This window comes from Klebsiella sp. RHBSTW-00484, assembly GCF_013705725.1.
GTDB lineage: Bacteria > Pseudomonadota > Gammaproteobacteria > Enterobacterales > Enterobacteriaceae > Klebsiella.
In genome coordinates, this window is record NZ_CP055481.1 from 1,800,582 (window position 1) to 1,821,029 (window position 20,448).

Here is a 20,448-nt window from a genome sequence, read left to right on the forward strand (position 1 = left end):
ATGAAACTAAAGACCACATTGTTCGGCAATGTTTATCAGTTTAAGGATGTAAAAGAGGTGCTGGCTAAAGCCAACGAACTGCGTTCGGGGGATGTGCTGGCGGGTGTGGCGGCGGAGAGTTCGCAGCAGCGCGTGGCGGCGAAGCAGGTGCTCTCCGATATGACGGTCGCCGATATTCGTAATAATCCGGTGATCCCTTACGAGGAAGACTGCGTGACGCGCCTGATTCAGGACGACGTCAACGAAACCGCCTATAACCGTATTAAGAACTGGACCATCAGCGACCTGCGTGAATATGTGCTGAACGACGAAGTGACCAGCGACGATATCGCGTTTGTGCGCAAAGGGCTGACCTCCGAAGTGGTGGCGGCGGTGGCGAAGATCAGTTCCAACGCTGACCTGATCTACGGCGCGAAGAAAATGCCGGTGATCAAAAAAGCCAACACTACCATCGGCCTGCCGGGCACCTTTAGCTGCCGTTTGCAGCCGAACGATACCCGTGACGATGTGCAGAGTATTGTCGCGCAAATCTACGAAGGGCTTTCCTTCGGCGCGGGTGATGCGGTGATTGGCGTTAACCCGGTCACCGACGACGTGGAGAACCTGACCCGCGTGCTCGATACCGTTTACGGCGTTATCGACAAATTCAATATCCCGACCCAGGGCTGCGTACTGGCGCACGTCACCACCCAGATCGAAGCGATTCGTCGCGGCGCGCCGGGCGGGCTGATTTTCCAGAGCATCTGCGGCAGTGAGAAGGGCTTAAAAGAGTTCGGCGTGGAGCTGGCGATGCTCGATGAAGCGCGGGCTGTGGGCGCGGAATTCAACCGTATCGCCGGGGAAAACTGCCTCTATTTTGAAACCGGGCAGGGCTCGGCGCTGTCGGCTAGCGCCAACTTTGGTGCCGATCAGGTGACGATGGAAGCACGTAACTACGGTCTGGCGCGGCACTACGATCCGTTCCTCGTTAACACCGTGGTGGGCTTTATCGGGCCAGAGTATCTCTACAACGACCGGCAGATTATCCGCGCAGGTCTGGAAGATCACTTTATGGGCAAGCTGAGCGGCATCTCGATGGGCTGCGACTGCTGCTACACCAACCACGCTGACGCCGACCAGAACCTCAATGAAAATCTGATGATTCTGCTCGCCACCGCCGGTTGCAACTACATCATGGGCATGCCGCTCGGCGACGACATCATGCTCAACTATCAGACCACCGCGTTTCACGATACCGCCACCGTCCGTCAGTTGCTGAATTTACGGCCGTCGCCGGAGTTCGAACGCTGGCTGGAAACCATGGGCATTATGGCAAACGGTCGCCTGACCAAACGGGCGGGCGATCCGTCACTGTTCTTTTGATGACGCGGGGATGACACATGATGGATCAAAAGCAGATTGAAGAAATTGTACGTGGCGTGATGGCGTCAATGGGACAACCGCAAACCACGGCGGCAGCGCCGCAGGCGGCGGTGACGAAGTGCGCCAGCCAGTGCGAAGTTGCCGCGGAGAGTTGCGAACTGGATTTAGGTTCGCCTGAAGCCAAGGCCTGGATTGGTGTGCAGCAGCCGCATCGTGCGGAAGTGCTGGCCGAGCTCAAACGCAGCACCGTGGCGCGCGTGTGTACCGGTCGTGCCGGTCCACGCCCGCGCACCCTCGCGCTGTTGCGCTTTCTTGCCGACCATTCGCGTTCCAAAGATACGGTGCTGAAAGAGGTGCCGGAAGAGTGGGTGAAAACTCAGGGTCTGCTGGAGGTGCGTTCAGAAATTAGCGACAAAAACCTCTACCTGACGCGCCCGGATATGGGCCGTCGCCTGAGTGCTGAAGCGATTGAAGCGCTTAAAACGCAGTGCGTCATGAGCCCGGATGTGCAGGTGGTGGTTTCCGATGGCCTCTCGACCGACGCGATCACCGTCAACTATGAAGAGATCCTGCCGCCGCTGTTGTCGGGCCTGAAACAGGCTGGATTGAAGGTCGGCACGCCGTTCTTCGTGCGCTATGGGCGCGTCAAAATCGAAGATCAGATTGGCGAAATACTCGGTGCGAAAGTGGTGATCCTGTTGGTGGGCGAGCGTCCGGGGCTGGGGCAGTCGGAAAGCCTCTCCTGCTACGCCGTTTACTCTCCGCGCGTGGCGACTACCGTCGAAGCGGATCGTACCTGCATTTCGAATATTCACCAGGGCGGTACGCCGCCGGTAGAAGCGGCCGCGGTGATTGTCGATTTGGCCAAACGCATGCTGGAGCAGAAGGCTTCCGGCATCAACATGACTCGTTAAGGAGGCATCATGCCTGCATTAGATTTAATTCGCCCCTCGGTGACGGCCATGCGCGTGATTGCTTCGGTGAATGACGGTTTCGCGCGCGAACTTAAATTACCGCCACATATACGTAGCCTCGGACTCATCACGGCAGATTCTGATGACGTGACTTATATTGCCGCTGACGAAGCGACAAAACAGGCAATGGTTGAAGTGGTTTATGGCCGTTCTCTGTACGCCGGGGCGGCTCACGGTCCTTCGCCGACAGCGGGGGAAGTGCTGATTATGCTGGGCGGCCCTAACCCGGCGGAGGTTCGCGCCGGTCTGGATGCGATGGTTGCGCATATTGAAAGCGGTGCGGCGTTTCAGTGGGCGAACGACGCTGAAGATACCGCATTCCTCGCACATGTAGTTTCGCGCACCGGCTCGTATCTCTCGTCGACTTCAGGCATCGCGCTGGGTGACCCATTGGCTTATCTGGTCGCGCCGCCTTTGGAAGCGACGTTTGGTATCGATGCGGCGTTGAAATCAGCGGACGTTCAGTTGGTGACCTACGTGCCACCGCCGTCAGAAACCAACTATTCGGCGGCGTTTCTGACCGGGAGCCAGGCTGCCTGTAAAGCCGCCTGCAACGCCTTTACCGATGCCGTTCTGGATATAGCCCGTCATCCAATCCAGCGCGCGTAAGGGGGCTGTGATGATCAACGCGCTGGGATTACTGGAAGTGGATGGCATGGTTGCCGCCGTTGACGCGGCGGATGCCATGCTGAAAGCGGCCAACGTGCGTCTACTCAGCCATGAAGTTCTCGACCCCGGGAGGCTGACGCTGGTGATTGAAGGCGATCTGGCGGCGTGCCGTGCGGCGCTGGATGCCGGAAGCGCAGCTGCACAGCGCACGGGCCGTGTTATTAGCCGCCGGGAAATTGGCCGACCGGAAGAGGATACCCAGCGGCTGATTAGCGGCTTTCAACGCCAGCAGGAAACGCCGGAGGCACCTGCAGCGACGGAGTCATCAGAAGCTCTGGTGGCGCTGCTGACATCGGTGCGTCAGGGAATGACGGCAGGGGAGGTGGCCGCGCATTTCGGCTGGTCGCTTGAAGAAGCCAGAAAGGCGCTGGAGCAGCTCTTTTCTGCCGGGGCGTTGCGTAAACGCAGTAGTCGCTATCGCTTAAAAAATTAACCAGTCGGAGGTGCCGGGAGCGCGACAGGGTTCCCGGCTCAAAAGATCATGAAAAAGAAAAAACCGGCAAACCTGCACCATCTTTATCATGAAGCATTACCCGAAGACGTTAAACTTACGCCGATGGTGGAGGTGGATAATATTCACCAGCGGCGAACTACCGATGTTTATGAGCACGCTCTGACGATTACCGCCTGGCAGCAGATTTACGATCAGCTGCATCCGGGACAATTCCACGGTGAGTTCACTGAGATTCTACTCGATGATATTCAGGTGTTCCGTGAGTATACCGGCCTGGCGCTGCGCCAATCCTGCCTGGTGTGGCCGAATTCCTTCTGGTTCGGAATTCCGGCGACGCGCGGTGAGCAGGGCTTTATTGGTTCGCAGTGTATTGGCAGTGCTGAAATCGCCACCCGGCCCGGCGGAACGGAATTCGAATTAAGTACGCCGGATGATTACACCATTCTTGGGGTGGTTATTTCAGAGGATGTCATCTCCCGTCAGGCCAGCTTCCTGCATCACCCGGAAAGAGTGCTGCATATGCTGCGAAACCAGTCGGCGCTGGAGGTGAAAGAGCAGCATAAAGCCGCGCTGTGGGGCTTTGTGCAGCAGGCGCTGGCGACATTTAGCGAGAGTCCGGATAATCTTCATCAGCCTGCAGTGCGCAAAGTACTGGGCGATAATCTACTGCTGGCGATGGGGGCGATGCTGGAAGAGGCGCAGCCGATGGTCACCGCCGAGAGCATCAGCCATCAGAGCTATCGGCGACTACTATCCCGGGCGCGAGAGTATGTGCTGGAGAATATGTCGGAACCGCTGACCGTTCTCGACTTATGTAATCAGCTGCATGTTAGCCGCCGCACGCTGCAAAACGCTTTTCACGCCATCCTGGGGATTGGCCCGAACGCGTGGCTGAAGCGCATTCGTTTAAACGCGGTACGTCGGGAGCTTATTAGCCCGTGGTCGCAAAGCGCGACGGTCAAAGATGCCGCGATGCAGTGGGGATTCTGGCATTTGGGGCAGTTCGCCACCGATTATCAACAGCTATTCGCCGAGAAACCGTCGCTGACGCTGCATCAAAGGATGCGCCAGTGCGTTTGATGTTGGTGGGCAGGCTCTCCGGTTGCTGATAACGTGCGCGTTTCGGCAATTGCCCGGTGGCGGCTAGCGCCTTACCGGGCCTACGAGATCCGCGTATGACATCAAGCCCGTAGCTAGTAAGGGCAATATCCACCAGTAGATACTGTGAACGCTTGTCGCTATTTTTAGTCAGTAACCCGCAAGTGGCTACAGGCTTGTCGACGGCTGTGAATCCGTAGGCCGGGCAAGGCGTTAGCCGCCGCCCGGCAGAAACGCGAGCACAATATTCAAAACAGTTTTGTCATCAGGCTCTAAGATTGAGCGTTTATGTCTGCTGATAAGATGTCGCCGTTGTACGGCAAGTGTGGCAGATAAACCCGTAAAGCATCCCGTCTGCGTATTCCTCAATATCTTCATAACTTATCTGCGCGAGGAACATCATCGTTTGCGCGCATGTTGGACATTTTGGATATTCCGCATCCTGAACCCAGGCCGGATGACCGCCGAGCTGTGAGAAGGTCGTGGGTAAATTGGGATCGGCGGCGAACAGCGGCAAGCGGATTTCGCCAGGATGCAGGATATCAAGCGGGAGCGTTATCCAGTCGGCGGAGTTCTTCACTGCCAGCGCCGAGATCGCATTTTTTTCGAACCATCGCGGCTGACCCTGGGGATCCAGCGTCGCGAAAACGGTGTCATATACCGTACAGCACTGGCAGATCAGAATACGAATTTGGTCGGGCCAGCAATCCGCGCTGAGGCCGACGGCGCCCGGCGCAACCTCAAACAGATTGATCAGCGGCAGGGAGCAGTGCGGGCAGTTCTCACCATATTCTGTGACGGCGCGAAAAACGGCAGGCTGTTTAGGCGCCTGTTTTACCAGATGGGTACATTGCGAGAAGTAAAGATCGCGTCTGCTACCATTTTCAGCGAGCTCCCATCCTGCCTGGTGAGCATAGTGATGAGGGAGGACATAAAGTGAAGCACTCCACAAAGGTGGTTCCTGACGCCAGCGGTTAAAACGCTCAACGACAACCTCATCGCCAATCCAGGCCAGTGCGCAAAGAATGCGGTCACGGTTTTCGTCATCGGTTTCAACCTCCTGCAAAAGCGCATCGCGTACGTCAGGCGGCGCGTGGTGAAAAGGCAGGGGGGAAGCTAGCTCCAGTTCCTCTTCATTTATTACCAGGCGTAAGAAATTATCCAGATTTGCTTGGGTAAATGCCGCCAGGCACAGAGCAATTTCCTGTGCATCATCCTCGTAACCAGAATCAAATAATTCTTCTGCATAATCGGCCATGTAGCGGCATTCATCAGCGGAGAGCTTTTTGTAAAGCTCATCGGTTGGAATGGGGCAGGGGACCCATTCGATTAACGGATCGTGTTCCCGGGGCTCATGAACGAGCTTAAGCATTTCAACAGGGTCGCTAATGCCGCTGAACGCATCGATCGTTTTTCTGTTTTTCCGGATATATTCTTCCTGCTCATGCCGATAGCGCGCATTGACGCAGGGCATGCAATAACCCTCCGTGCGGGCAGCCGTCGCTGGCAGAATGTGATGTGAGCATTGCGGGTTTTTGCAGGGAATTCGCTCGTCCATGCGATAAATATTCCATATCAGATATGTCGAACGCCTACTGTACCGCGGTGAAAGCTTAACAGCAGCAGGCTGTTATCCGATTTTTTCCGTGTAAGTGGTCACGATAAATATCGTCAACTTTTCCACTTGGCTATTTTTTCGGGGACGGAGGGTTTTAATAAACAGCTCGGTAAATTAAATCCAGTCTCTTACCTGAATAAATTCGCTGAGCGCCGCCTCCGGGCTGCCCGCTTCCGGCTGGTAGTCATATTCCCAACGTACCAGCGGAGGCATCGACATCAGGATGGATTCGGTGCGTCCGCCGGTTTGCAGGCCGAACAGGGTGCCGCGATCCCACACCAGATTGAACTCCACGTAGCGCCCGCGACGGTAGAGTTGAAAATCGCGCTCGCGCTCGCCCCAGAGCATCTCTTTACGTCGCTCGACAATCGGTAAATATGCGTCGGTATAGCCGTTGCCAACCGCCTGCATAAAGTCGAAACCATGGTCGAAATTCGGGGTATTTAAATCATCGAAAAACAGCCCGCCGATACCGCGCTGTTCATTGCGATGCTTAAGGAAGAAATAGTCGTCACACCATTTTTTGTAGCGCGGATAAACCTCTTCGCCGAAGGGGTGGCATACATCACGGGCGGTACGATGCCAGTGGACAGCGTCTTCTTCAAAACCGTAATAGGGGGTTAAATCGAAGCCGCCGCCGAACCACCACACCGGATCCACGCCCGGCTTTTGCGCAATAAAGAAACGCACGTTGGCATGGCTGGTGGGAATGTACGGATTGCGCGGATGCACCACCAGTGACACGCCCATGGCTTCGAAGCTGCGGCCCGCCAGCTCAGGGCGATGAGCGGTAGCAGAAGCTGGCATCGCATCGCCGTGTATGTGAGAGAAGTTCACGCCTGCCTGCTCAAAGATACCGCCGTCGCGCAGCACCCGGCTGCGCCCGCCGCCGCCGGCTTCTCGCTGCCAGCTATCCTCAACGAAATCGCTGCCGTCAACGGCGCTCAGCTTTTGGCAGATAGTGTCCTGCAAATGAAGAAGGAATGCTTTTACCTGCTGCGCGTCGGGTTTCATTAACGTCTCTTCGAATGGGCTTTCTGGTTATCGAACCAGTGGAAATAACTGATAATGCCGTTAGCAATCGCCGTGGCGATTTTCTGCCGGAACGCGGTGGTGCCCAGCAGCTTTTCTTCATTCGGATTGGTGATAAACGAGGTTTCCACCAGCACCGACGGAATCGATGGCGACTTTAGCACCACGAACGCCGCCTGTTCAGTATTGCGGCTGTGCAGCTTATGCACCGGCTTTATCTTTTTCAGGATATGCGAGCCGAGCGTCAGGCTGTTTTTGATGGTATCCGTTTGCACCAGGTCGAAGAGCACTTGCTGCAATAGGTGGTCTTTATCGGTCGCTTTCTTGCCAGCGACTTCATCCGCACGGTTTTCACGATCGGAGAGGTATTTTGCCATGGCGCTACTGGCGCCGCGGTTGGAAAGGGCGAACACGGAGGCCCCGGCTGCGCTCGGATTGGTGAAACCGTCGGCGTGAATCGACATGAAGAGGTCGGCACCGTGCTGATGGGCTATCTCTACGCGGTCGTATAGCGGAATAAAGGTATCCCCGCTGCGCGTCAGCCGCGCATCAATGCCGTTGCTGCGCAGAATGCTGCGCACGTTTTTAGCGATCGCCAGGACAACGTGTTTCTCTTTTGAGCCGTTATGGCCAATTGCGCCGGTATCGATGCCACCATGGCCCGGGTCGAGCATGACGACGCGTTTAGCGCCTTTTTTCTTCGCGGCGGGTTTGCTGTGCCCGTTAGATGTTTTTAACGGTTGTTCTTTCGCGCTGGCCTGTGAGGCGATCCCTGAAAGGGTGATTGCTGCCAGCCCGGCTTTCAGCACCTGGCGGCGCGAAGCCAGTGTTTTTAAGGGTTTAAAAGTGCTCATTCGGCCTGAATTGCAAACAAGTGATAACCAATGTTATATCGTATCGTGTTTTTTGATACGACCATTCAAAATAAGAATTGTTTTACTTTTCATTTCAATACATGACAAAGTCATATTATGCCATTTTTTGCGGCTCATTGCGCCTGATATTGGCTATCGCGCTCAATCGCGCCATAATCACTGTTTTTAACCGTTAATGGTGGGGAATACCATGGAGATACGCGTTTTTCGCCAACAAGATTTCGAAGAGGTGATTACCCTGTGGGAGCGTTGCGATCTCCTGCGGCCATGGAACGATCCGGAAATGGATATTGAACGTAAGCTGAACCACGATGCCAGCTTGTTCCTGGTTGCCGAGGTTAATGGCGAAGTCGTCGGCACGGTGATGGGTGGCTACGACGGTCATCGCGGATCGGCTTATTATCTTGGCGTGCACCCTGAATATCGTGGTCGCGGCATTGCGAATGCGTTGCTTAACCGGCTGGAGAAAAAGCTGATTGCCCGCGGCTGTCCAAAAATCAACATTATGATACGTGAAGATAACGACGTGGTTCAGGGGATGTACGAGCGGCTCGGCTATGAGCATTCGGACGTGCTGTGCCTCGGTAAACGCTTAATTGAAGATGAAGAATACTGAATTTATCCCCTCCGATTTTGATAGCCATGGTCGCCTGCGTTTGCCGTTTCTTTTTTGGTGCGTGCTGCTGTTGCAGGCGCGGACGTGGGTGCTGTTTCTGATGGCAGGCGCGTCGCGTCAACAAGGCGATGCGCTGCTGAATCTGTTTTATCCGAATCATGATAATTTTTGGCTGGGGTTGCTGCCCGGTATTCCGGCGGTACTGGCGTTTGTCGTCAGCGGACACCGTCAAAAATTTCCTCGGCTTTGGATGCTGATGCGCTGGCTGCTGGTCTTCTCGCAAATATTGCTGCTGGTCTGGCAGCCGTTACTGTGGCTGAGCGGTGAATCACCTTCGGCGGTGACCATCGCCCTGTTGGTGGCAGATCTTTACGCGCTCTGGTGGCTGTTGAGCAGCCGTCGGCTGAAAGCCTGTTTTCGTGACGAACAGCTTTAAGGGCACTTTTTGCCGATCGCGTACTCCAACATGCGTTGAATTAATAAGAAAGGACTGAGTCATGAAATCGCGACGTTTACTTCTCTGCGCATTACCGCTGGTCTTAACCGGTTGCTCAACAATGAGCGCGGTCAACTGGTCAGCGGCCTATCCGTGGAACTGGTTTGGTTCCTCAACGGAGGTTACCGAGCAGGGCGTGGGCAACCTGACCGCCGCGACGCCGATGAGCGAGCAGGCCATTAGCGATGCGCTTGGCAGCAGCTATCGCCTGCGCAGCGGTATGAAAACCGCCAACGGCAACATCGTGCGCTATTTTGAAGCGTTAAAAGATGACAAGGTCGCGCTGACCATCAACGGCGAGAGCGGCACCATCAGCCGTATCGACGTGCGTGATAGCGATATCGAAGCCGCCAGCGGCGTGAAAATAGGCACACCGTTTAGCGACATCTACAGTAAAGCTTTCGGCAACTGCCAGAAAGGCCATCATGACAACGGCACGGTTGTGGAATGTAAAGCCGAAGGTAGCCAGCATATCAGCTATACCTTCACCGGCAACTGGAGCGGGCCTGAAGAGCTGATGCCTTCTGACGACACGCTGAAGAACTGGCCGGTGAGCGAGATTATCTGGCGTCGCTAATTTGATCTGAAGTGATTCGACGTCCTGAAAAAGCGAGTACAATAGCACCTTAAAAAGGCCACAGCGTTGTGGCTGTATAATTTCAGGAGGAGCGATGTCTCAGGTTCAGAGCGGCATTTTGCCGGAACATTGCCGTGCGGCGATTTGGATTGAAGCGAATGTTAAAGGCGACGTTGATGCACTGCGTGAAGCCAGCAAGATTTTTGCCGATAAGTTAGCTACTTTTGAGGCGAAATATCCGGATGCTAAGCTGGGGGCGGTGGTTGCTTTTGGCCATAACGTCTGGCGTCAGCTGAGCGGCGGCGTGGGCGCGGAAGAGTTAAAAGACTTCCCGGTCTATGGTAAAGGTCTGGCGCCGTCTACCCAGTATGATGTGCTGATTCATATTCTGTCCGCGCGGCATGAGGTGAACTTCTCTGTTGCCCAGGCGGCAATGGCTGCGTTTGGTAACATCATTGACGTTAAAGAAGAGATTCACGGCTTCCGCTGGATTGAAGATCGCGACCTGAGCGGCTTTGTTGATGGCACCGAAAACCCGGCGGGTGAAGAGACGCGCCGTGAAGTCGCCGTTATCAAAGATGGCGTTGATGCAGGCGGCAGCTACGTTTTCGTTCAGCGCTGGGAACATAACCTCAAACAGCTTAACCGCATGAGCGTTCCAGACCAGGAAATGATGATTGGTCGTACCAAAGAAGCCAACGAAGAGATTGACGGCGACGATCGTCCGGAAACCTCCCACCTTAGCCGCGTTGATCTGAAGGAAGATGGTAAAGGCCTGAAGATTGTGCGCCAGAGCCTGCCGTACGGCACCGCCAGCGGCGTTCATGGTCTCTACTTCTGTGCCTACTGCGCGCGCCTGTACAACATTGAGCAGCAGTTGCTGAGTATGTTCGGCGATACCGATGGTAAGCGCGATGCGATGCTGCGCTTTACTAAACCGGTGACCGGCGGGTACTACTTCGCGCCGTCACTGGAGAGGTTGCAGGCGTTGTAAACTTTCCCCCTCACCCTAACCCTCTCCCCACAGGGGAGAGGGGATCGATCGGCGTTGCTGATGAGTACAGTTTCTCCTCGGCGCGACAGGCGGAACGATCGGCGTTGTTGGTGAGCTCGAGCGCCGACTGCCTTTCTCCCTCTCCCTCAGGGAGAAGGCCGGGGTGAGGGTATCCGCGACTCAAGCGTTTCAAGTATCCTGTCCATCACCGCCTCCTCATGATGTTCAAACTCATTATTCCAGAAACGTAAAACCTGCCATCCCTGACCCTGCAACCAACGGGTGCGACGGGCATCGTAAACACTCCTCTCATCGTGTTGCCCGCCATCCAGCTCAATCGCCAGCCGTACTGAGCAGCAGGCAAAATCGAGAATATAGGGGCCTACGGGATGCTGGCGGCGAAACTTATAGCGAGCAAAGCGACGGTCGCGGAGTAAATACCACAGTCGACGTTCCGCGGGCGTTAAGCTACGTCTGAGCTGGCGAGCTAATAATTGTCTATTGTTCATGTTGGCACGGTACCTTGGTGCCAGCGGCTTGTCAGAGTGACATTCAGATTCTGGATGCACGATTCAGAAATACTTTCCCATGTCCTTATTCTCTTTTCGACTTCCAAATCGCCAAACGGTATATAAAACCGTTACTCCTTTCATCACCGTTATAAATATGATGATCACCAGAAAGTCATCAAATTGATAAGGGTGCGCAATGGCCGTTAAATCACTGAAAAAAGGATATCTGGCGCTGGCAGCTTCTGTGCTGTTGGTTGCGCAGGCACAGGCGACGGAACTGCTGAACAGTTCCTACGATGTTTCCCGCGAGCTGTTTGCCGCCCTTAACCCGCCGTTTGAACAGCAGTGGGCGAAAGATAACGCTGGCGATAAGCTGACGATTAAACAATCTCATGCCGGGTCATCAAAACAGGCGCTGGCGATTCTGCAAGGCCTGAAGGCCGACGTGGTGACCTATAACCAGGTGACCGACGTGCAGATCCTGCACGACAAAGGCAAGCTGATTCCGGCCGACTGGCAAAGCCGTTTGCCGAATAACAGCTCGCCGTTTTACTCCACCATGGGATTCCTGGTGCGCAAAGGCAATCCGAAAAATATTCACGACTGGAATGACCTGGTGCGCTCCGATGTGAAACTGATTTTCCCGAACCCGAAAACCTCAGGCAACGCGCGTTATACCTATTTAGCCGCGTGGGGCGCCGCGGACAAAGCTGACGGTGGCGATAAAGCCAAAACCGAGCAGTTTATGACCCAATTTCTGAAGAACGTCGAAGTGTTTGATACCGGTGGTCGCGGTGCTACTACCACCTTTGCGGAACGCGGGTTGGGTGATGTACTGATTAGTTTTGAATCGGAAGTAAATAACATCCGCAAACAGTACGAAGATCAGGGATTCGAGGTGGTTATTCCTAAAACCAATATCCTGGCTGAATTCCCTGTGGCCTGGGTGGATAAAAACGTCAAAGCCAACGGTACGGAAAAGGCGGCGAAGGCCTACCTGACCTGGCTCTACAGCCCACAAGCGCAGACAATTATCACCGACTATTACTATCGCGTGAACAACCCGAAAGTGATGGATGGATTGAAAGATAAATTCCCGCAGACTGAACTGTTCCGCGTGGAAGACCAGTTTGGCTCCTGGCCGGAAGTGATGAAAACCCACTTTGTCAGCGGCGGTGAGCTGGACAAACTGCTGGCGGCGGGGCGTAAGTAATGTTTGCTGTTGCATCAAAGCGCGTGCTGCCGGGCTTTACCCTGAGCCTCGGCACCAGCCTGCTGTTTGTTTGCTTGATTCTGCTGCTGCCGTTGAGCGCGCTGGTGATGCAGCTCTCTGAGATGACCTGGGCTCAGTACTGGGATGTGGTCACTAATCCTCAGGTGGTGGCGGCCTATAAAGTCACCCTGCTGTCGGCCTTCGTGGCGTCGATTTTCAACGGCGTATTCGGTTTGCTGATGGCATGGATCCTTACGCGCTATCGCTTTCCGGGACGTACGCTGCTAGATGCGCTGATGGATCTGCCGTTTGCCCTGCCGACGGCGGTAGCGGGCCTGACGCTGGCGTCGCTATTCTCGGTCAACGGTTTTTACGGCGAGTGGCTGGCGAAGTTTGATATCAAAGTGACCTATACCTGGCTGGGTATCGCAGTAGCGATGGCTTTTACCAGCATCCCGTTTGTGGTGCGTACGGTGCAGCCGGTGCTCGAAGAACTGGGTCCGGAGTATGAAGAAGCTGCGGAAACGCTGGGCGCGACGCGTCTGCAGAGCTTTCGCAAAGTGGTGTTGCCGGAGCTGTCTCCGGCGCTGCTGGCTGGGATTGCGTTGTCGTTTACCCGTAGCCTCGGCGAGTTCGGTGCGGTGATTTTTATCGCCGGTAACATCGCGTGGAAAACGGAAGTGACCTCGCTGATGATTTTCGTTCGTTTGCAGGAGTTTGATTACCCTGCCGCCAGCGCAATTGCTTCGGTGATCCTCGCGGCATCGTTACTGCTGCTGTTCTCAATTAACACCCTGCAAAGTCGCTTTGGTCGACGCGTGGTAGGTCATTAATGGCGATCGTTGCTCAATTGAAGCGTTATGACGCGCCCCGTATTAACTGGGGAAAATGGTTTCTGATTGGTACCGGGATGCTGGTTTCCGCCTTCATTCTGATTGTGCCGATGGTCTATATCTTCGTGCAGGCGTTTAGCAAAGGCCTGATGCCGGTGCTGCAAAACCTTGCCGATCCGGACATGCTGCATGCTATCTGGCTGACGGTGATGATTGCTTTGATTACCGTGCCGGTAAACCTGGTGTTCGGTGTGCTGCTTGCCTGGCTGGTGACGCGCTTTACTTTTCCCGGCCGCCAGCTGCTGCTGACGCTGCTGGATATTCCGTTTGCCGTCTCGCCGGTGGTGGCGGGGCTAGTTTATTTGCTGTTTTACGGTTCTAACGGCCCGCTGGGCGGTTGGCTCGATGAGCACAACCTGCAGATCATGTTCGCCTGGCCGGGTATGGTGCTGGCGACCATCTTTGTGACCTGCCCGTTTGTGGTTCGCGAGCTGGTGCCGGTGATGATGAGCCAGGGTAGCCATGAAGATGAGGCGGCGATTTTGCTCGGCGCTTCGGGCTGGCAGATGTTCCGTCGCGTTACCTTGCCAAACATCCGCTGGGCGCTGCTCTACGGCGTGGTGCTGACCAACGCCCGCGCCATCGGTGAATTCGGCGCCGTGTCGGTAGTTTCCGGCTCGATTCGCGGCGAAACTTTATCGCTGCCGCTGCAAATTGAATTACTGGAGCAGGATTACAACACCGTCGGTTCGTTTACCGCCGCCGCCCTGCTGACGTTAATGGCTATTTTGACCTTGTTTTTGAAGAGTATGGTGCAATGGCGTTTGGCCAATCAGGAAAAACGCGCGCAACTGGAGGGAAATCATGAGCATTGAGATTGCCAATATTAAGAAGTCTTTTGGTCGCACCCAGGTGCTGAATGATATCTCGCTGGATATCCCCTCCGGACAAATGGTTGCGCTGCTGGGGCCGTCCGGCTCCGGGAAAACTACGCTGCTGCGTATTATTGCCGGGCTGGAGAATCAGTCCAGCGGGCATATCCGTTTTCACGGCACCGACGTGAGCCGTGTGCATGCGCGCGATCGCAAAGTTGGATTCGTGTTCCAGCACTACGCGCTGTTTCGCCATATGACGGTGTTCGACAACATCGCTTTTGGCCTGACGGTGCTGCCGCGTCGCGAACGTCCGAATGCTGCCGGTATTAAAGCGAAAGTGACCAAACTGCTGGAAATGGTGCAACTGGCGCATCTGGCCGATCGCTATCCGGCCCAGCTCTCCGGCGGGCAGAAGCAGCGCGTAGCTTTGGCTCGTGCGCTGGCGGTTGAACCGCAAATCCTGCTGCTGGATGAACCTTTCGGCGCGCTGGATGCTCAGGTGCGTAAAGAATTGCGGCGCTGGCTACGTCAGTTGCATGAAGAGCTGAAATTCACCAGCGTATTTGTAACGCACGATCAGGAAGAAGCCACTGAAGTGGCGGATCGCGTGGTAGTGATGAGCCAGGGCAATATCGAACAGGCCGATGCGCCTGACCTGGTGTGGCGTGAGCCTGCCACCCGCTTTGTGCTGGAGTTTATGGGCGAAGTTAACCGCCTGAAAGGCACCATTCGCGGCGGTCAGTTCCACGTCGGCGCGCATCGCTGGCCGTTGGGCTATACCCCGGCATACCAGGGGCCGGTCGATCTGTTCCTGCGTCCGTGGGAAGTGGATATCAGCCGTCGCACCAGCCTTGATTCGCCTCTGCCGGTACAGGTACTGGAAGCTAGCCCCAAAGGCCACTACACCCAATTAGTTGTTCAGCCCCTTGGGTGGTATGACGAACCGTTGACCGTGGTACTGCAGGGAGAAGACGCGCCGTATCGCGGGGAGCGCCTGTTTGTCGGCTTGCAAAATGCACGCCTGTACAACGGCAATGAACGCATCGAGCCGCGCGGGGAGCTTGCTCTGGCTGAATCGGCCTGATAGCTTAATCCGCAAGTTTATCGCCGTTTTCGCAACGGCAGGATTTGGTAGCCCGGGTTAGACGCAATGCGTCGCCATCCGGGGTCGTTTGCAGGCCGGGTAAACTCTCACCCGGCCTTTTTATTGGGCAAAAACCGTGAATACATTAGAACAAACAATTGGCAATACGCCTCTGGTGAAATTACAACGCCTTGCGCCTGACAACGGCAGCGAAATCTGGGTCAAGCTGGAAGGGAACAACCCTGCGGGGTCGGTGAAAGATCGCGCGGCGCTGTCGATGATTGTTGAAGCCGAAAAGCGCGGCGAGATTAAGCCCGGCGATGTGCTGATTGAAGCGACCAGCGGCAATACCGGCATCGCGCTGGCAATGATTGCTGCGCTCAAAGGCTATCAGATGAAGCTGCTGATGCCGGATAATATGAGTCAGGAGCGTCGTGCCGCTATGCGCGCCTACGGTGCCGAGCTGATTCTGGTCACCAAAGAGCAGGGGATGGAAGGTGCGCGCGATCTGGCGCTGGAGATGGCCCAGCGCGGCGAAGGTAAGCTTTTGGATCAGTTCAATAATCCGGATAACCCTTATGCGCACTACACCACCACCGGGCCGGAGATCTGGCAGCAGACTGATGGACGAATCACCCATTTTGTCTCCAGTATGGGCACGACCGGGACCATTACCGGCGTTTCACGCTTTCTGCGCGAGCAAGATAAAGCGGTGAGCATTGTCGGGCTGCAGCCAGAAGAGGGGAGCAGTATTCCGGGGATTCGCCGCTGGCCAGCCGAATATATGCCGGGCATTTTTAACGCACAGCTGGTGGATGAAGTTCTGGATATTCATCAGCAGGATGCGGAAAACATCATGCGAATGCTGGCGGTGCGGGAAGGTATTTTCTGCGGCGTCAGTTCCGGCGGCGCGGTGGCGGGCGCATTACGTATCGCCCGTGAAAACCCCGGCTCGGTGGTGGTGGCGATCGTCTGCGATCGCGGCGATCGCTACCTCTCTACCGGGGTCTTTGGCGAAGAGCACTTTGCCCAGGGCGCGGGGATTTAAACCTCGGGAGCGTCGAGCAGGTCGGTACCGTAGGAGTTATCTACGGAACATAGCCAGCGCTCACCCTGCTGGCGAAAGACATAGGTTGCGCGCCGCGTGACCTGTGTCGTGCCGCCTTCCGCAGTCGGGATATCCAGCCGGGTTTCCATAATCACCAGCGCATTGCCGCCGCCTTCAATAATCTCCATCTTCCCCTGCGTCACCACCAGCCGGTGCTGAAAATAATCGGCGATGGCGATAAACGCTTTGCGGATATTTTCTTTGCCCCTGACCACCATTCCTGGCTTAACCACCAGCGCGGCGTCTTCGGCGTAATACTCCATCAGGCTGGCGTAATCCTCCTGCGAGATGGCGCGATCGCAGGCTTCAATGGCGGCTTTTAACTGCGGGTTAGGATTGTGCATCTCTGATGGCCCTTTTTGTGAGCTATTGATTTTCCGCCGTGACCGTTTTATCCGTCTCAGCGATCAGGGTGTGCAGGTACGGCTGCGCGTTTTCGTCGCTTTTTCCAGGGATCCTGACGATATAGGGCTTACCGGTAATAGACGACGATGATGCTACCTTATCAATAAATTGCTCGGCGGTATCGATGCGGTTACGGGTATTACCAAGTTTTAACCGCAGATGTGACACTGCTTCCTCGCAGGTATGGGCATCGCCATTGCGTACGAAGATCAGATCCTTTTTTTGCCCCAGGGCGTCGAGCATCGCGTTAATGCGCTCTTCTTGATAAGCGTTGAGTTTGGCAAAGGCGGGAAGTGTAAGAAATAATGCCATCACCGCGCAGAGAATGTTCTTCATCTTGAGTCCCTTCCATAGTGGTTTGTTCGCGATAAAGTTTACTCTTTCCGCAGTGAGGGGATTTAGCTTTAAGAAAAACGCTCGCTTTTGGTTAATTCATCGTCAGTTTGTCGAGAAACGTCCACAGTTTCTGATTCATCTCACGGTAGTCCCAGCCGCGCATTTCTTGTTCGCTGCGGATGAAACGTCTGCCTCTGGCGGCGCTGAGCTCTGGCTGCGAATGAGCAATCAGCAGCTCAATGACCTCAGCATCAAATTCCATATGGCATTGGAAACCATATACCCGGTCGCGATATTTCACTATCTGCCGCGGGCAGCCTTCGCTGGAGGCCATCACTTCCGCTTCCGGGGTCAGTCCCGGCATGTCGTTATGCCAGTGGCCAACCACCAGTGAAGGGCCAAAGTGTGAGAGTTTGCTATCCTGCAGACCCGCAGTGGTTAGCGTTATCGGATAATGACCAACCTCTTTTTCCGGGCTTTGCATCACCGGCGCGCCCAGCGCTTCGCCAATCAGCTGCGAGCCGAGGCAAATGCCAATGACCGTTCGCCCGGCAGCAATCGCTTGGGCGATTAAGCGCTGCTCGGCGTGGGTATCAAAATAAGGGCATTCAGATAGCGTCGTGCACGGCGATTGCGGGCCGCCCAGCACAACCAGCATATCAAAGTCATCCGCATTTTCTGGCAGTGCATCACCCGCGTAAACGCGTGACCAACTGGTAGCGTAACCGCGCGCCTGCGCCCAATGCAGATACGCTCCCGGCGCTTCAAAGACTTCATGGACAATAAAGTGGATCTGCATAGCGTTAACTCCTGTCAATGTTGTTGTAATACCTGGCATAAATCATCGGCGAGTTTATTGATTTCATCATCGTTCAGCGTGGCGAGCGAAAGGCGGAGTCCGTGCGACAGTGCGCCAACACCGAACGTTTCTCCTTCGCGAACCAGCCAACCCGCGTGCGCCAGACGTAGGGCAATCGGCTGGCTGGGTTTCTCCAGGGGAAGCCAAAAGTTAAGACCGTCTCCAGGCGTAAAATGGGTGAGTCCACGCTGAGAGAGCGCGGTGACCAGTTTTTCATGTTGTTGGCGATAGTGGCGTTGGCTCTGCGTTAAAGATGCCATAAAGGCGCTATCATTCAGGCAGGCCAGCACCAGATCCTGCAGCAGATGGCTGACCCATTGGCTGCCGGAGTTCAGGCGTAGACGCAGCGCCGCCGATGTGTCTGGATCGCTGGCGACAATGGCCAGGCGCATATCCGGTCCCAGCGTTTTTGACAGCGACCGTACCAGCGCCCAGCGCTGAGTTTCAGCGGCCAGTGGGGAGTACCAAAGCGTCGCGGACAGCAGCGCAAAATGATCATCGACAATCACCAGAACCAGCGGGTAGCGGGCAAGTATTTCACGTATCGCCCGGGCGCGTGTTTCGCTGAGGCTACAGCCAGTGGGGTTGTGCGCGCGGGGGGTAATAATGACCGCCCGCGCGCCGTTGCGTAGCGCCTCTTCGAGCGCTGCGGGCTGCATCCCTTCACTATCCACCGGCACTGGCGAAGGGTTAAAACCGGCATAGCGCAGCATGTTGATACTGCTGAGAAAGCAGGGGTCTTCGATAGCTACGCTATCGCCGGGCAACAGCAGGGCGCAAAGCAGACGCTCAAGCGCATCGATAGCGCCGCTGGCCAGGTTAATCTCGGCGTCTATGCCCAAGTCTTTATTAACCCAGGTGTGGGCCCAGGTGGCAAGCTGCGGTTCAACTGCCGCATCGCCGTACAGACGTGGGGTGACTGCGATAGCGCTGAAATAGCGTTTAATGTCGGCCAGACGATTAGGGTCAGGATTGCCGCTGGAAATATCCTTCAACGGCGAAGAGGGATCGCCCCCTTCAAGCTCGGGGAGAGTATTGTGTGTCTTGATGACCGTACCATTACGCCCCTGGCTGATGGCTAATCCGGAGGTGACTAACCGCTTATAGGCTGAAGCGACGGTGTTGCGGTTAACCGAGAGATTGGTAGCCAGTTCGCGAACCGGTGGCAGAACATCGCCTGGTTTTAATACGCCGCTTTGTACCAGATGACGGACGTTATCGAAGATCTCACTAGCGGTTTTTCCGACAAACATTATTGACCTATGACAAAATGAATTTTAGCATAGGACGAATGATAATCAGAGTATGACCCGCTGTCCAGCGGGAGGAGAAAGGATGGGCCAGCAAGACGAAATACAATCGGTGCTCTTCAACGATAAAAGCCGGGCGCTACAGGTCGATATTGTGGCCGTGCAATCGCAAGTGGTCTACGGCAGCGTCGGAAATAGCATTGCGGTACCGGCGATAAAGCAGCACGGCCTGCGGGTGATGGCGGTGCCGACGGTGCTGTTCAGCAATACTCCGCATTATGATACGTACTATGGCGGCGTTATTCCGGAAGAGTGGTTTGTCGGGTATTTAAAGGCGCTGGAAGAGCGTGATGCTCTGCGCGAACTGCGTGCGGTCACCACTGGCTATATGGGCAGCGCGGTGCAGATTGAACGGTTAGCGCAATGGTTGTGCCGCATCCGCGAGCATCATCCAGATCTTTGCATTCTGGTCGACCCGGTCATTGGCGATGTGGATAGCGGCATCTACGTCAAGGCGGAGATTCCCGAAGCATATCGCATCCATCTGCTGCCCCTGGCGCAGGTTATCACGCCTAACCTGTTTGAGCTGGAGACGCTAAGTGGCCTGCCTTGCCACAATCAGCAGGAGGCGATTATCGCTGCGCGCAGCCTGTTATCTGATTCGCTGAAATGGGTAGTGATTACCAGCGCGCCGGGAATAGATAACGCCTCGATCAACGTGTTGGTGGTTAGCGCAGAGTCAGTTGAGATGGTGGAACATCCGCGTGTTGAAACGGACCTGAAGGGCACGGGAGACCTTTTTTGCGCCGAGCTGGTTAGCGGTTTAGTTTGCGGGATGCCGCTGAGCGATGCCGCGCGTGCCGCTGCACAGCGGGTACTGACGGTGATGACCTGGACTGATGAGCAGGGTTGTGATGAGTTAATTCTTCCACCGCCAGAGGAGGGAGTATGAAGAGCTACCGTTTAGTGGTTCGTCAGCTGGGAAGAGTTGTTGGACATTTTGATACCTCAGGCAGTGAGGCGCTGGAAGATGCCTGCGAAGTCAGCTCGCTGTTTGGGGCGGTTGGCGGATATCAGTGTGATTTGCTGGTCTCTGACAGCGAGAAGCGGATTCTGGAAAGCTCTCCGGAGGGTATGAAGGTGTTGTCGAGAGAGAAATGCTATCGACCGCTTAAAGCGACGATATAAAAAAATGGCGCCCTTAGAGG

24 protein-coding genes are annotated in these 20,448 nt (G+C 55.4%); 16 read left to right on the forward strand and 8 right to left on the reverse strand.

The features are described 5' to 3' along the window. From eutB to eutR, 5 genes are read left to right on the forward strand one after another with little or no spacing between them, the layout of a single operon-like run. Window positions 1–1,362 carry an ethanolamine ammonia-lyase subunit alpha gene (gene eutB, locus HV213_RS08630; protein WP_181485379.1) on the forward strand — a complete coding sequence of 454 codons (1,362 nt, stop codon included), beginning with the start codon at window positions 1–3 and terminating at the stop codon, window positions 1,360–1,362. A 20-nt stretch (window positions 1,363–1,382) separates the two neighbouring features. After that, the gene (eutC, locus tag HV213_RS08635; RefSeq protein WP_181486366.1) at window positions 1,383–2,276 is read left to right on the forward strand and encodes an ethanolamine ammonia-lyase subunit EutC; all 894 of its coding nucleotides are present in this window, start codon (window positions 1,383–1,385) and stop codon (window positions 2,274–2,276) included. Between the two features lie 9 nt (window positions 2,277–2,285). Then, a complete protein-coding gene (eutL, locus tag HV213_RS08640) occupies window positions 2,286–2,945 on the forward strand; it encodes an ethanolamine utilization microcompartment protein EutL (protein ID WP_181485380.1) in 660 nt (219 codons plus the stop codon). Between the two features lie 10 nt (window positions 2,946–2,955). Next, on the forward strand, window positions 2,956–3,438 hold the full coding sequence (gene eutK / locus HV213_RS08645) for an ethanolamine utilization microcompartment protein EutK (protein ID WP_181485381.1): 483 nt from the start codon (window positions 2,956–2,958) through the stop codon (window positions 3,436–3,438). Window positions 3,439–3,486: 48 nt separating this feature from the next. Next, a complete protein-coding gene (gene eutR / locus HV213_RS08650) occupies window positions 3,487–4,539 on the forward strand; it encodes an HTH-type transcriptional regulator EutR (RefSeq protein WP_181485382.1) in 1,053 nt (350 codons plus the stop codon). Between the two features lie 304 nt (window positions 4,540–4,843). Here eutR and HV213_RS08655 read toward each other — a convergent pair whose 3' ends face one another. The 3 genes from HV213_RS08655 to amiA all read right to left on the reverse strand — a co-directional run bounded on the left by HV213_RS08655 (window position 4,844) and on the right by amiA (window position 8,061). Beyond that, entirely contained in the window at window positions 4,844–6,115 is a 1,272-nt protein-coding gene (locus HV213_RS08655) for a DUF1963 domain-containing protein (protein WP_181485383.1), read from the reverse strand. Between the two features lie 174 nt (window positions 6,116–6,289). Beyond that, entirely contained in the window at window positions 6,290–7,189 is a 900-nt protein-coding gene (hemF, locus tag HV213_RS08660) for an oxygen-dependent coproporphyrinogen oxidase (RefSeq protein ID WP_181485384.1), read from the reverse strand. Beyond that, window positions 7,189–8,061 carry an N-acetylmuramoyl-L-alanine amidase AmiA gene (gene amiA, locus HV213_RS08665; RefSeq protein ID WP_181485385.1) on the reverse strand — a complete coding sequence of 291 codons (873 nt, stop codon included), beginning with the start codon at window positions 8,059–8,061 and terminating at the stop codon, window positions 7,189–7,191. Before amiA ends, hemF begins: the two co-directional genes overlap by 1 nt. A 211-nt stretch (window positions 8,062–8,272) precedes the next feature. On the opposite strand from amiA, the gene HV213_RS08670 reads away from it, so the two are divergent. The 4 genes from HV213_RS08670 (at window position 8,273) to HV213_RS08685 (ending at window position 10,765) form a co-directional block, all read left to right on the forward strand. After that, a complete protein-coding gene (locus HV213_RS08670) occupies window positions 8,273–8,698 on the forward strand; it encodes a GNAT family acetyltransferase (protein WP_004104360.1) in 426 nt (141 codons plus the stop codon). Continuing rightward, window positions 8,685–9,134 carry a DUF2919 domain-containing protein gene (locus HV213_RS08675; RefSeq protein ID WP_181485386.1) on the forward strand — a complete coding sequence of 150 codons (450 nt, stop codon included), beginning with the start codon at window positions 8,685–8,687 and terminating at the stop codon, window positions 9,132–9,134. The genes HV213_RS08670 and HV213_RS08675 overlap by 14 nt, the downstream gene beginning before the upstream one ends. Before the next feature lie 61 nt (window positions 9,135–9,195). Continuing rightward, complete coding sequence (locus HV213_RS08680) at window positions 9,196–9,771, forward strand: RpoE-regulated lipoprotein (protein ID WP_181485387.1); 576 nt, start codon at window positions 9,196–9,198, stop codon at window positions 9,769–9,771. A gap of 94 nt (window positions 9,772–9,865) precedes the next feature. After that, window positions 9,866–10,765, forward strand: a complete 900-nt coding sequence (locus HV213_RS08685; protein WP_181485388.1) for a Dyp-type peroxidase — start codon at window positions 9,866–9,868, stop codon at window positions 10,763–10,765. 146 nt (window positions 10,766–10,911) lie between these two features. On the opposite strand, the gene HV213_RS08690 is transcribed toward HV213_RS08685, so the two are convergent. Next, complete coding sequence (locus HV213_RS08690; protein ID WP_181485389.1) at window positions 10,912–11,274, reverse strand: endonuclease domain-containing protein; 363 nt, start codon at window positions 11,272–11,274, stop codon at window positions 10,912–10,914. A 199-nt stretch (window positions 11,275–11,473) separates the two neighbouring features. On the opposite strand from HV213_RS08690, the gene cysP reads away from it, so the two are divergent. The 5 genes from cysP (at window position 11,474) to cysM (ending at window position 16,330) form a co-directional block, all read left to right on the forward strand. After that, window positions 11,474–12,490 (forward strand): thiosulfate/sulfate ABC transporter substrate-binding protein CysP, encoded by a 1,017-nt coding sequence (gene cysP / locus HV213_RS08695; RefSeq protein ID WP_181485390.1) that lies wholly within the window; start codon window positions 11,474–11,476, stop codon window positions 12,488–12,490. Then, window positions 12,490–13,323 (forward strand): sulfate/thiosulfate ABC transporter permease CysT, encoded by an 834-nt coding sequence (gene cysT, locus HV213_RS08700; RefSeq protein ID WP_110272189.1) that lies wholly within the window; start codon window positions 12,490–12,492, stop codon window positions 13,321–13,323. The genes cysP and cysT overlap by 1 nt, the downstream gene beginning before the upstream one ends. Beyond that, the gene (cysW, locus tag HV213_RS08705; RefSeq protein ID WP_110272190.1) at window positions 13,323–14,198 is read left to right on the forward strand and encodes a sulfate/thiosulfate ABC transporter permease CysW; all 876 of its coding nucleotides are present in this window, start codon (window positions 13,323–13,325) and stop codon (window positions 14,196–14,198) included. Before cysT ends, cysW begins: the two co-directional genes overlap by 1 nt. Further along, window positions 14,188–15,282 carry a sulfate/thiosulfate ABC transporter ATP-binding protein CysA gene (gene cysA, locus HV213_RS08710; RefSeq protein WP_181485391.1) on the forward strand — a complete coding sequence of 365 codons (1,095 nt, stop codon included), beginning with the start codon at window positions 14,188–14,190 and terminating at the stop codon, window positions 15,280–15,282. The genes cysW and cysA overlap by 11 nt, the downstream gene beginning before the upstream one ends. Before the next feature lie 136 nt (window positions 15,283–15,418). Next, window positions 15,419–16,330 (forward strand): cysteine synthase CysM, encoded by a 912-nt coding sequence (cysM, locus tag HV213_RS08715; RefSeq protein ID WP_110272192.1) that lies wholly within the window; start codon window positions 15,419–15,421, stop codon window positions 16,328–16,330. Here the strand turns inward: cysM and HV213_RS08720 are convergent. The 4 genes from HV213_RS08720 to ptsJ all read right to left on the reverse strand — a co-directional run bounded on the left by HV213_RS08720 (window position 16,327) and on the right by ptsJ (window position 19,243). Beyond that, window positions 16,327–16,734: a YybH family protein gene (locus tag HV213_RS08720; RefSeq protein WP_181485392.1), complete on the reverse strand. Its 408-nt coding sequence runs from the start codon at window positions 16,732–16,734 to the stop codon at window positions 16,327–16,329. The two genes, cysM and HV213_RS08720, sit on opposite strands and share 4 nt — an antisense overlap. Window positions 16,735–16,756: 22 nt before the next feature. Beyond that, window positions 16,757–17,131 (reverse strand): YfeK family protein, encoded by a 375-nt coding sequence (locus HV213_RS08725; RefSeq protein ID WP_181485393.1) that lies wholly within the window; start codon window positions 17,129–17,131, stop codon window positions 16,757–16,759. A 91-nt stretch (window positions 17,132–17,222) separates the two neighbouring features. Further along, window positions 17,223–17,930 carry a type 1 glutamine amidotransferase gene (locus tag HV213_RS08730; RefSeq protein ID WP_181485394.1) on the reverse strand — a complete coding sequence of 236 codons (708 nt, stop codon included), beginning with the start codon at window positions 17,928–17,930 and terminating at the stop codon, window positions 17,223–17,225. Window positions 17,931–17,944: 14 nt separating this feature from the next. Continuing rightward, window positions 17,945–19,243, reverse strand: a complete 1,299-nt coding sequence (gene ptsJ / locus HV213_RS08735; protein WP_181485395.1) for a MocR-like B6 salvage transcription factor PtsJ — start codon at window positions 19,241–19,243, stop codon at window positions 17,945–17,947. A gap of 82 nt (window positions 19,244–19,325) precedes the next feature. Between ptsJ and pdxK the strand changes: the two genes are divergently transcribed. Both pdxK and HV213_RS08745 read left to right on the forward strand, forming a co-directional pair. Then, window positions 19,326–20,192 (forward strand): pyridoxine/pyridoxal/pyridoxamine kinase, encoded by an 867-nt coding sequence (gene pdxK, locus HV213_RS08740; protein ID WP_181485396.1) that lies wholly within the window; start codon window positions 19,326–19,328, stop codon window positions 20,190–20,192. After that, window positions 20,189–20,428 (forward strand): cytoplasmic protein, encoded by a 240-nt coding sequence (locus tag HV213_RS08745; RefSeq protein ID WP_110272198.1) that lies wholly within the window; start codon window positions 20,189–20,191, stop codon window positions 20,426–20,428. The genes pdxK and HV213_RS08745 overlap by 4 nt, the downstream gene beginning before the upstream one ends. Window positions 20,429–20,448 lie beyond the last annotated feature (20 nt).